The 12,085-nt window shown below is 36.9% G+C and carries 11 protein-coding genes; 7 read left to right on the top strand and 4 right to left on the bottom strand.

The annotated features are described in order from the left end of the window. A partial coding sequence (locus RYK20_RS09975; RefSeq protein WP_314895308.1) for a hypothetical protein occupies nucleotides 1-548 on the bottom strand: 548 nt, incomplete at its 3' end. Between the two features lie 19 nt (nucleotides 549-567). Beyond that, nucleotides 568-990 (bottom strand): hypothetical protein, encoded by a 423-nt coding sequence (locus tag RYK20_RS09970; RefSeq protein WP_314895307.1) that lies wholly within the window; start codon nucleotides 988-990, stop codon nucleotides 568-570. A gap of 152 nt (nucleotides 991-1,142) precedes the next feature. Between RYK20_RS09970 and mtaB the strand changes: the two genes are divergently transcribed. From mtaB to RYK20_RS09940, 6 genes are all read left to right on the top strand, one after another. Then, nucleotides 1,143-2,459: a tRNA (N(6)-L-threonylcarbamoyladenosine(37)-C(2))-methylthiotransferase MtaB gene (gene mtaB, locus RYK20_RS09965; protein ID WP_314895306.1), complete on the top strand. Its 1,317-nt coding sequence runs from the start codon at nucleotides 1,143-1,145 to the stop codon at nucleotides 2,457-2,459. A gap of 24 nt (nucleotides 2,460-2,483) precedes the next feature. Then, nucleotides 2,484-4,580 (top strand): ATP-dependent DNA helicase RecG, encoded by a 2,097-nt coding sequence (gene recG, locus RYK20_RS09960; RefSeq protein ID WP_314895305.1) that lies wholly within the window; start codon nucleotides 2,484-2,486, stop codon nucleotides 4,578-4,580. Between the two features lie 128 nt (nucleotides 4,581-4,708). Continuing rightward, on the top strand, nucleotides 4,709-5,659 hold the full coding sequence (locus RYK20_RS09955; protein ID WP_297980984.1) for an acetyl-CoA carboxylase carboxyltransferase subunit alpha: 951 nt from the start codon (nucleotides 4,709-4,711) through the stop codon (nucleotides 5,657-5,659). A gap of 185 nt (nucleotides 5,660-5,844) precedes the next feature. Beyond that, on the top strand, nucleotides 5,845-6,078 hold the full coding sequence (locus RYK20_RS09950; protein ID WP_311456366.1) for a hypothetical protein: 234 nt from the start codon (nucleotides 5,845-5,847) through the stop codon (nucleotides 6,076-6,078). A gap of 9 nt (nucleotides 6,079-6,087) precedes the next feature. Further along, nucleotides 6,088-6,495, top strand: coding sequence for a hypothetical protein (locus RYK20_RS09945; RefSeq protein WP_314895304.1), 408 nt, complete (start codon nucleotides 6,088-6,090; stop codon nucleotides 6,493-6,495). Nucleotides 6,496-6,634: 139 nt separating this feature from the next. Continuing rightward, nucleotides 6,635-7,462, top strand: coding sequence for a class I SAM-dependent methyltransferase (locus RYK20_RS09940; protein WP_314895303.1), 828 nt, complete (start codon nucleotides 6,635-6,637; stop codon nucleotides 7,460-7,462). Between the two features lie 90 nt (nucleotides 7,463-7,552). Here RYK20_RS09940 and gpmI read toward each other — a convergent pair whose 3' ends face one another. Together gpmI and RYK20_RS09930 are read right to left on the bottom strand one after the other, a co-directional pair. Continuing rightward, nucleotides 7,553-9,079, bottom strand: a complete 1,527-nt coding sequence (gpmI, locus tag RYK20_RS09935) for a 2,3-bisphosphoglycerate-independent phosphoglycerate mutase (RefSeq protein WP_314895302.1) — start codon at nucleotides 9,077-9,079, stop codon at nucleotides 7,553-7,555. Nucleotides 9,080-9,168: 89 nt separating this feature from the next. Next, nucleotides 9,169-10,647 (bottom strand): YfcC family protein, encoded by a 1,479-nt coding sequence (locus tag RYK20_RS09930; protein ID WP_314895301.1) that lies wholly within the window; start codon nucleotides 10,645-10,647, stop codon nucleotides 9,169-9,171. A 108-nt stretch (nucleotides 10,648-10,755) separates the two neighbouring features. On the opposite strand from RYK20_RS09930, the gene RYK20_RS09925 reads away from it, so the two are divergent. Further along, a partial coding sequence (locus tag RYK20_RS09925; protein ID WP_314895300.1) for an AAA family ATPase occupies nucleotides 10,756-12,085 on the top strand: 1,330 nt, incomplete at its 3' end.

Here is a 12,085-nt window from a genome sequence, read left to right as displayed (position 1 = left end):
AAGCTATGAGTGAGGAACTCCTCAAAGTAGTACAATGCCATTACCTTATCAGCCTGTTGAGGCCAACTATTTAAAAGGGGAGCTATAGGCAAGCCACTCAAGCCAAAACAAAACAGCCAGTCCTCCACTGAGTCGCATAGGTCAGGACTCTCTACCTGAAGTACCTCATCAAAAAAGGCTTTTGCAAAGCGCTCCATAAAAGCTATTTCTTCCTCTTTCCATATATGAGTGCGTTCAAAATGACATTTAGAGAGTGAAAAACCTTCATCTATGTATAAAATTTCTCCTTGGGAGAGAAGTTCTAGCATACGTGGTAAGAAATACCGAAGCTCCATAATTGCTTTGTCTTCACTCTCAAACATAGCACTGATATAAGTATCTATCAAATCTCGAGAAAGCTCCCGCAAAGGGGTATTTACCAATAATTTTATTTCCTCCCCAGTAATACAGTTTCCACAATCACAGACCGTTAACGGCGGGGTAATACCATAAGGAGCAAAAATAGTATAGGCTTCTTCTATATAAGGGGTAAGTTTTTCATTTTTCATATTTTATTTTTTTCATATTTTATTTGTAAGTAACCCACATAAAAGTACTTCCTCCTTTGCGGTCATAATGAGCTCCTACACTTCCCCAATCAAAAGAATGTGCTTCGCCTATTTGGGAGGAAATCCATTGTTTGTAATATTTTTCTGTTTTCAGCTCGTAAGCCTCACTCCAATCCTCCCAAGAAGTTTGTCGTTCATTCATAGAAAATTCTATGGAAAACAAGCGTTCTCTATCAAAACAAACTGACACATGGAATAACTTCCCCTCAAAAGGACATTTGTCAAAATAGATCCAATAGTAGCCTGTCCCTACCTCCCATATCTCATGGGTAGGAAACTGCTCCCGAAGACTTGAGTAGGTAGTGTCTTTGGTAATTATGACTTCTTTTATCAAAAAGAAATCTCCTTTTTCAACATTCAAAAAAGGGACTTTAGATTTCATAAAAGTAAGTATTTTAGAGCTCACAAAAATACTCATTTTTATGGATTTCAAGGTGGATTTACAAAATATAAAGTTTTTTTGTACCTTTGCCCCAAATTTAAAACTCATTTAATTGAGTTGAAGATTTTTTACTAAATCTTACTTTTACCCTTATGAAAAAACGTGTTGCCTTTTATACCTTGGGTTGCAAGCTGAATTTTGCTGAGACAGCCACCATTGCCCGTAGCTTTGAGAATGAGGGCTATGATAAGGTAGATTTTGAGGAACCTGCTGATATTTATGTGATTAATACTTGCTCTGTTACCGAGAATGCGGACAAGCAGTTCAAGCAAATTGTACGTAAGGCGCTCAAGCACAACGAAAATGCTTTTATTGCAGCTATAGGTTGTTATGCCCAGCTCAAGCCTGAAGACCTCATCGCTGTTGATGGGGTGGATTTGGTATTGGGTGCCAAAGAGAAATTCAACATTACTCAATATATAGAAGACCTCACTAAGCTCAACAAAGGGCAGATTCACTCCTGTGACATCAACGAAGCAGATTTCTATGTAGGGAGCTACTCCATAGGCGACCGTACCCGTGCTTTTCTCAAGATTCAGGACGGTTGCGACTACAAATGTACCTATTGTACTATCCCTATGGCACGTGGTATTTCCCGTAGTGATACCATAGAGAACATCTTGAAGAATGCCAAGAAGATATCGGAGAATAACATCAAAGAAATCGTCCTTACAGGAGTGAACATTGGAGACTATGGTAAGGGAGAGTTTGGCAACAAAAAGCACGAACATACTTTCTTGGAACTCATACAAGCTTTAGATACAGTGGAGGGGATAGAACGCTTACGCATCTCCTCTATTGAACCTAACTTGCTCAAGGATGAGACTATTGCTTTTGTGGCACAGAGTCGAACCTTTGTCCCTCACTTTCATATTCCTCTGCAAAGTGGTAGCAATGATATCCTCAGAAAAATGAAGCGCCGCTACCTTAGGGAACTCTACCAAAATAGAGTTGCCAAAATCCGTGAAGAGATGCCCGATGCTTGTATAGGAGTAGATGTAATTGTAGGCTTCCCTGGGGAGACGGACGAACATTTCTTGGAGACTTACCATTTCCTTAACGAGTTGGACGTCTCTTACTTACACGTCTTTACCTACTCCGAACGCGCCAATACCGAAGCGGTAGAGATGGAGGGTGTCGTACCAAGCGAGGTTCGTGCCAAGCGTAGCCGTATGCTTCGCGGGCTTTCGGCTAAGAAACGACACCATTTCTATGAAAAACAACTCGGTACTACTCGCGAAGTGCTTTTTGAAAGTGATAACAAAGACGGCTTTATGCACGGATTTACAGAGAATTACGTAAAAGTAAAGACGCCTTTCAACCCTGAGCTGATCAATACCCTACAGCCTGTAGTGCTCAAGAAGATAGATACAGATGGGATTGTAACCGTCGATTTGCTTAATAATTAGAATTCTAAGAATAAATGTATTGAGATGCTAGAAACCCCTATTGAATACCTAAAGGGAGTAGGTGATCAGCGTGCTTCTCTGCTCAGAAGTGAGCTCCAAGTAACCAATTTTCAAGATTTGTTACACCTATTTCCTACTCGTTATATTGATAGAACTCAATACTATAAAATACAAGACTTAAAAGAAACTTCTACTGAAGTACAAATCATTGGCAAAATTATTCACCTAAAGACCGTTGAGGGGAAAAGCAAAGCCCAACAGCGATTAGTGGCTACCTTTACTGATGGAACTGCTACAATGGAGCTTATTTGGTTCCGCCCGTCCCAATGGATTAAAGATCATCTGTTATTGAATGTTCCTTATGTAGTTTTTGGAAAATGTTCTCTTTTCGCAGGTGTTTTCTCTATGCCTCATCCTGAGATGGAAACCTTAGAAGAACACCAACGACACTTGCTAAGCAAAATTCAGCCTGTATATCCTTCCACAGAAAAGCTCAATAAGCGAGGAATTACTCAAAAAGTAGTCAGAAAACTAGTTGAGAATATCTTTCAGGAAGTAGGAAAAGGGTTCCTTGAAACACTTCCTAGTGAAATGCTTCTTCCTCTGCACTTACTCTCCAAAGGAGAAGCGCTCTTTCAAGTACATTTTCCGGAGTCTCAGGAGTTGCTTTCCAAAGCCTTATTTCGGCTCAAATTAGAAGAACTTTTCTATATTCAACTCCAGCTAATACAGAAAAACTACCTCAACAAGAAGCTAAAAGGATTTCCTTTCAAAAAAGTAGGAGATTATTTTAATACTTTTTATCACGAACACCTCCCCTTTCCTTTGACCAATGCGCAAAAGCGAGTCATCAAAGAAATCAGGAGTGATATGGGAACAGGTGCTCAAATGAACAGACTCTTACAAGGAGATGTGGGAGCAGGAAAGACCATTGTTGCGCTTCTCTCTATGCTTCTTGCCTTGGATAATGGCTATCAGGCTTGCCTTATGGCTCCCACCGAAATTCTTGCTCAACAACATTTTCAAGGAATTGCCTCCTTACTTGCCAAAACTCATATTCCTATTGCATTGCTGACAGGAAACACTAAAACCAAAGAAAGACGTACTATCCTAGAACAACTAGAAAGTGGTAATTTACAGATTGTTATCGGAACTCACGCTCTATTAGAGGATAAAGTTAAGTTCCAGAATCTAGGTCTCGCCATTATAGATGAACAACACAGATTTGGAGTAGAACAACGCTCCAAACTTTGGCATAAGAATTTGCTCCCACCTCATATTCTAATAATGTCCGCTACTCCTATCCCTCGCACGCTGGCTATGAGCTTATATGGAGACTTAGATATTTCTGTTATTGATGAATTACCACCTGGAAGAAAACCTATCAAAACCATACATCAGTATGATGGACAACGTAGCAAAATATATCAATTCCTACATAATGAAATAGAAAAAGGAAGACAAGTATATGTAGTCTATCCACTAATTGAAGAATCAGAAGCTCTTTCTTTCAAAAACCTTACTGAAGGATATGAACAGCTCTGTAACGCTTTTCCCGCACCAAAATATACAATAGCAATGGTACATGGGCAACTCAAGCCAGAGGAAAAAGAAGCTCAGATGCAGCTTTTTGTGGAAGGAAAAGCCCAGATTATGGTAGCCACCACAGTCATAGAAGTAGGAGTCAATGTGCCTAATGCCTCTGTAATGCTCATAGAAAGTGCCGAACGGTTTGGACTCTCCCAACTACACCAATTACGAGGGCGTGTAGGGCGAGGTGCTGAACAGAGCTATTGTATCCTTATTACCGATGTGAAGCTCAGTAGTGATTCTCGTACTCGTATGGAAACAATGGTTTCTACCAATGATGGCTTCCAAATCGCTGAGGTAGATCTAAAGCTCCGAGGTCCTGGCGACCTAATGGGAAAGCAACAGAGTGGCGTTCTTGCTCTGAAAATAGCCGACTTAGTCAAGGATAATCAATTACTCAAGATAGCTCGAGATTATGCTTCTGACCTTATCCGTATAGACCCAGAACTAACCGATCCAGCCCACCGAAATGTCGCTCGCACATTAGACTTGCTTAGGAAAAATAAAGGAATATGGAATTTTATTAGTTAAAGATAACAGAAATTAAAATTCCACCTTATCACCAACGTTAAATTTTTATATTTTTCAAAAAAAATACGTATTTTTGCCTCGCTAAATAGGGTGGCTTTCGGAGCCATTCAGAATCAAACTGAAAGAATATGGAATATTTAGATTTTGAGCTTCCTATTAAGGAACTTGAAGAACAATTAGATAAATGTATTGCCCTTGGAAATGAAAGTAATGTAGATGTCTCTGATACTTGCAAAAAGCTCTCTAAGCGGTTAGAACAAGTAAAAAAAGAAATCTATGAGAACCTTACTCCTTGGCAACGTGTACAGGTTTCCAGACATATAGAACGTCCTTATGCACTGGAATATATCAATGCTCTTTGTGGAAATACCTTTATTGAACTTCACGGTGATCGCACTGTAGGTGATGATAAGGCTATGATTGGAGGCTTAGGAAAAATAGGAGACCAATCCTATATGTTTATTGGACAACAGAAAGGAAATAATACCAAAACACGACAATACCGCAATTTTGGAATGCCTAATCCTGAAGGATATCGCAAAGCCTTGAGGCTTATGAAATCAGCAGAGAAGTTTAACATTCCTGTTGTTACCTTTATTGATACCCCTGGAGCTTACCCTGGTATAGAAGCTGAGGAAAGAGGGCAAGGAGAGGCTATTGCTCGTAATTTATTAGAAATGGCGCGTCTGCAAGTTCCTATTATTGCCTTTATCATAGGAGAAGGAGCCTCTGGAGGAGCTTTAGGAATTGGTGTGGGAGATAAAGTATTTATGCTTGAGAATACTTGGTATTCTGTAATCTCTCCTGAGTCCTGTTCTTCTATCCTTTGGCGTACTTGGGAATATAAAGAACGTGCTGCTGAAGCCCTTAAGCTCACTGCTAAAGATATGAAGTCAAATGGGCTTATTGATGATATTATCAAAGAACCTCTAGGAGGGGCTCACAGAGATAAACCTGCTATCTTTGAAAGTGTAAGAAAAACCATTGAAGATACCTACAAGAAACTTTCTAAACTCTCTGTAGAAAAATTACTTGAAAAAAGAATGGACAAATATACCAGTTATGGGGTATATAAATAATTAAACTCACAACTATGAAATGGATTAAAATTATCTGCATTGTACTCTCCTTAGGTTTTCTAGCAACTAGTTGTGGAGCTTTTCAGGGGCACGCCTGCCCTCACGGAAGAAGATGCTAAATTTATTTCTCTAAAAAATCTGTGATCTTTCACAGATTTTCTTTTATAACTGTAAAAATACAACATATGTCTGCTAAAACACGTGCTTTTATATTCAATTTCTTTTGTTTTGGAGCTTTTTTTATACTTATTCGGTTAGGAATTCTCTATTTCTTTCCTAAATTAGCCCATTTGGTTACTTTTTTTATCTCTGGAAGTATTGCTATCCTCCTTGCTCCTCGTTTTGCAGCTTTTGAACAAGATGGAAAAGAAGTAGTTTTGATGAAATGGATTTTTCTTAAAAATATACGAAAAATATAATTCTAACATATGCAAATCCACCTAAAAAAACTAGGAAAGAAGAAGATAAAAATCATTGAGATTACCTTAGAAAATAACCCTGAAACACTTGAGCAACTTATCCAAGAATGTGTCAGAAGTGAAGTTAAGCGTTTCAATGAGTCTCGATTAGATACCTCTCTCCTACCCTTTCTCAGCCCCAAAGAAATTAGCGAACAAGCAGAAGAAGGGAGGATTACCTTTGGAGAAAAAGAAAATCGAGAATTAGCCGACCTTGATAAGGCTATAGCTACTGCTTTATTAGCTTTTACTGATGGGCTCTTTGCTGTTTTTATTGATGAGGAAGAAATCAAGAGCCTACAAAGTCCTATCACCCTTAAGGAAGATAGTATTATCTCATTTATCCGACTTACTTTCTTAGTTGGGGCTTATTGGTAGTTTTTGGAGGAATTATTTGTTATAAATTCAAATCATAATTTTCTGTTTCAGAAAAATTAATGTATTTTTTAAGATTTAATAAATACATTTATATTGCTTTTTTTATTATTTTTGTTTAGTAAAAATAAACCTTACTAAAATGAAAACAGAAAGTCCCCAACATTTAGGTAAAATTCCTGAAACAATGCTTATTACCTTATGGGCAAAGGCTGAAGAACGTAATTATAAACAGCCTTTCTTAACAGATACAAAAGCACAGGAAATTATCTCTCAGATTGATTATGACTTCTCAAAATTCAAAAAATCCAAATTTAGCCAAGCAGGTGTATGCCTCAGAGCAAGCCTTTTTGACAAAGAAACCTCATCTTTCTTAGCTCAACATCCTGATGCTATAGTTATTCAATTAGGAGCTGGATTAGACGCCCGTTATGAGCGATTAGGATGCCCCTCAGTTACTCATTGGTATGATCTTGACCTTCCTGAAGCCATTAACCTACGCAAAAAATTCTTCCAAGAGAATGAGCAACATAGCTTTATTCCACTCTCTCTTTTCGATACTCAATGGATAGAAACCGTAAAAGCACACCAAAAACCCATTCTTATCCTCATAGAAGGAGTTCTTATGTACTTTGATAGAAATGATGTGAAAACCTTCTTTAAAACTCTTTGTAAAGAGTTAGATGAAGCTACTATTCTCTTCGATATGCTTGCTTATTCATTAGTAGGACACGCTAAAAATCACGATTCTTTAGGTTCTATGCAAAAAGAACAGCGCCCTGAGTTCAAATGGAGTGAACTAAACAGTCTCAACTTAGAGGAATGGAATAATAAAATTCATATAGAAAAAGAATATTTTATGAGTGATTATGAAAGAGGTCGATATCCTTTTATTTTCAGAATTCTCTACAAAATTCCTTATTTCTACAAACGGTTCAACCAAAGAGTTATAAGGCTTAGAATAGCTTAAACATTATACCTTCAAGTTATAAAAGATTTGTTTAGAAATAAAAATCCTCCTAAAAATATGATTTAGGAGGATTTTTTTACATTATTTCTCTTATTTTTTTATCAATGAATGTTGTGTCATCTCTGTAGGTTGCGCCACTCCTAATAAGTCTAGTATTGTAGGAGCAATATCTCCTAATATACCATCCTGTACAGGAAGTTTATCTTTATCTACTAGGATGAAAGGCACTGGATTCGTGGTATGAGCTGTATTAGGAGAACCATCTTCATTACGCATCACCTCACAGTTCCCATGGTCAGCAATTACCAAAGTACTATATCCATTCTCCAGAGCTGTCTCTATCACTCGTTTAGCACAGGAATCCACTGTTTCACAAGCTTTTATAGCAGCTTCCATTACTCCTGTATGCCCTACCATATCACCATTGGCAAAATTCAAACATACGAAATCCACCTCTTGCTTCTTGAGTTCAGGAATAATTGCATCAGCAATATCATTAGCGCTCATCTGAGGCTGTAAGTCATAAGTAGCCACCTTGGGAGAAGGGCATAGAATACGAGATTCACCCTCAAAAGGTGTTTCTCTTCCTCCTGAGAAAAAGAATGTTACGTGAGGATATTTTTCTGTTTCTGCGATACGGATTTGTTTTTTACCTGCTTTTTCGAGTACTTCTCCTAATGTATTGTTGAGATTATCATTGTTATATATAACTTTAACTCCTTGGAATTTTTCATCATAACAAGTCATTGTAACATAGTATAGAGGAAGTTTCTTCATCTTTTCTTCTGGAAAATCCTCTTGAGAGAGAGCCTGAGTCAGTTCTCGTCCTCTATCCGTACGATAATTAAAGAAAATCACTACATCTTCAGGAGCAATGGTAGCTAAGGGTTTATCCTGATTGTCTACCAAAGTAATAGGCTCTACAAATTCATCTGTAACACCTTTTGCATAACTTTTTTGAAGACTTTCTATAGGATTGGTAGAATGTTCGCCTTCTCCATTTACAAGCAGGTGATAAGCTTTAGCAACACGTTGCCAACGATGATCTCTATCCATTGCATAATAACGCCCTATGATTGAAGCCAAAGTTCCTGTTGTTTGCTTCATATAATCTTGTAATTCTTCAATAAAGCCTACTCCAGACTTAGGGTCGCAATCTCGTCCATCAGTAAAAGCGTGGACAAATACATTAGGAACTTCGTGTTGCTTAGCAGCTAGCAAGAGTCCTTTTAGATGATTTATATGTGAATGTATTCCTCCATTGGAAACAAGTCCTAGCAAATGTACTTTCTTCTGATGTTGTTTTGCATAAGCAAAAGCCTCTACCAATACCTTTTCATTATTAAGTGTCTGCTCACGAACAGCTTTATTAATCTTTACCAAATTCTGATAAACTACACGTCCTGCTCCTAAATTCATATGTCCAACCTCACTATTGCCCATTTGTCCATCTGGAAGTCCTACAAATTCGCCATCTGTCCGAAGGGAAGCGTGTGGATAGTCTCTTTCTAAAGATTCTATAAAAGGAGTTTTTGCATTAAATGGTGCTGAAACCTCTGGGTTTTGAGTAATTCCCCAACCATCTAATATCATTAAGATTACTTTCTTATTATCCATAATTAAATGTTTTTGAATTCACCCACAAAGGTAATGAAAAAAGTACAAAACTGAAAATTTTTTCTTCCAATAATTTTTACTTTATTGCCCTATAACCATAGTAAAATCGTTAATACTACACTATAGATAAGAATCAAAGGCCAAGAGAATTTCAGCCATTGATTATAGTTGATATTGACCATAGCCAGAGAAGGTAATATAACTCCTGTAGGGGTAACAAATCCCATAATTCCCATTCCAAAAAGATAGGCATTGACCACACTTTGCCCCTCCACTCCTACTACAGAAGCCAAAGCTCCTATAATAGGCATTGTCAGTACCGCCATTCCTGAAGAAGAAGCTATAAAAAAACTCAATACGGCAAAAACAAGCATCAGTACTGGCAAAAAGACCATTGGAGACATACCACCCACCATATTTGTTGCATAATAAAGTAATGTATCCGATATTTGTCCTTCATTAAGAATAATAGAAACACCCCTAGCAATTCCTATGATAAAAGCCACTCCAAGAAGATCGCAAGCTCCTGTAAGAAAGTGCCTTACGAAAGGCTTTTCCCCTACTTTCTGTACAAATGCAATGACTACTGAGGAAACTAAAAATAAAGCGGTCATTTCCAAGAACCACCATTCCCACTGGGAAACTCCTATAATCATTATCACAAAGGTAAGTGCAAAGATTGTTAGTTGCAATTTTGCACCCAAACTCAAGTGTGTTACTTGGATATGAGAATGGTTCTGATAAATTTCTGGAATTGTGATTCCTTTCACAAGAGAGCGTTCTGGGTGCTTCCTCACCCTTTCAGCATATCGGATTACATAAAGTATTCCTATAACCAAGCATAAGCCCAAAGCTACAAGTCTTATAATAATTCCTGCTGTCCAGTCCACACCGGCAGCATCTGAAGCGATAATTACCGCAAAAGGATTCACTGTGGAGGCAAGAGTTCCTACATTGATTCCTACTAAAATCACAGCCAAAGGAACCATCATATCATATCCAGCTGCTAAAAATATAGGAACTAACATAGGATAAAATGCCAAAGATTCCTCTGCCATACCAAAAGAAGTTCCTCCTAATGCCATCAGTGTAGTAAGCACTATAATAAGTATTCCTTCCCGTCCCTTGAAGCGATGAGCAAGATAACCAACTCCTTGATTAAGTACTCCTGAGCTATTAAAAACCCCAATAAATCCTCCCAAGAACAAAACAAATAGAATAACCTCAATCGTATCATAAATCCCCTTAATAGGAGCGTAAATAACCTCCAATATACCCTGACCAGGTGCCTCTTGTGACTTATAAGTGTTAGGAATAGAAATAGGTTTTTTAATCTTTTGTTCTTTAAACTTACTCAAAGAAATCCCTATTCCTCGTCTTTCCAATGACTCTTGGGTAGCTTCCACCGTATAAGTGGTATCTATACTCTGTATGACAAACAAATCCCTTTGCTTATCATACAAAAGCGTATCATATTTTCCCGAAGGTAACACATAAGTAAGAGCTGCTGCTAAAAAAATCACTACAAAAAGAATTGTATAAGGTGTAGGAAAGGTTATTTTTTTCATTCCTGTATATTTTTAGAGAATTAAGAGCAAAGATACTAAAAACATTAGGATTTCTCCTAACTTTTATCATTTTTTTCACTATCTTTGTTGCTTTAAAAAGTGAATACTATGACAGTCTATCAAAATATGAATAACGAAAATGAAGATACTAAACGTTATTGGTTGTATAGTCCTGGTAAACAAGCTGTTAAGTGGAAGGAGTTTTATAACGGAGGTATTATGGCTATTGGCTGGGACAAATTGGGAGATTTAGAAATTTACACGGATAGAAAATCTATTCTTGAAGCCCTAATAGATAATTATGGAGGAGGAGAGGACCAACGCAATAATGTTTCTGCTATTGATGATTTTTGCAACGGAGAAAATAAAATAAATATAGGCGATATTGTCATTGCTAAAAAAGGAAAAAATACTTTATTAGGCTATGGCAAAGTAATCTCTGATTATTATTATGATGAGAATAGAGAGGAATTCTTACATTGCCGAGAGGTCGAATGGTTTAAGAAAGGGGAGTGGGATGTTGATGATGATTTACCTCGAAAAACACTTACAGATACAACATTAGAAAAAGCTCGATACTTACTAAATATTATGAACGAAAACACAAATAAACAAGAGAATAATCATATGATAGAACTTCTAAAATATAAACCTCAAATTATTTTACAAGGTCCTCCTGGTACTGGTAAAACTCGTGAGGCTAAACGTATTGCCAAAGCGTTATTAGGTTTAGGTGAAAATGATAGTTTAGAGGGCAATGAGCGATTCAAACTCATTCAGTTTCACCCCAGTTACTCTTATGAAGATTTTGTAAGGGGAATAGTCGCTAAACCTAACGAAGAGGGTGACGGTATTCTATATAGTGCTGAAAATAAAGTGTTAGCTAAGTTTGCTAAAGAGGCTTTAGAAAATTATCTTTATAGTGATGGAAATATAAAATCTTGGATAAACAATAATTTTGATAGGTTTAAAAGAGAAATTCAAAATATTATAGAAAAAGAATCCAAATATATTCTTGATGAAAAAACAGCTATTACAAATATAAAAGAAGAAGAATTTATATTAAATAACACGAGCTCTACTATTGATATTAATTTCTTAAAGAAATTAATAGAAAAAGTAATAGAAGAAAATTTTGAAATAACAGCTAAAAATACTAGAAATCTATTAGGAATAGAAATAAGATATTCAAACTACAAATTGCTTATAGAAAGATTCTTAGAGAAATATATCTTTCATAAAAGTAAACTTAAAAACTACGTTCTTATTATTGATGAAATCAACCGTGCGAACTTATCAGCTGTACTCGGCGAACTTATCTATGCCTTAGAATACCGTGGTGAAGCAGTGCAAAGTATGTATGCCATTGAGGGAGAAAACAACCTTATTTTGCCCCCTAATCTCTATATTATCGGTACGATGAATACCGCCGACCGCT

Origin of the sequence: uncultured Capnocytophaga sp., from assembly GCF_963525585.1 — a bacterium.
In the GTDB taxonomy this organism is placed as follows: Bacteria; Bacteroidota; Bacteroidia; order Flavobacteriales; family Flavobacteriaceae; genus Capnocytophaga.
The sequence above is the reverse complement of the archived record's forward strand: the minus strand, read 5'-3'. Positions and strand labels throughout refer to the sequence as shown.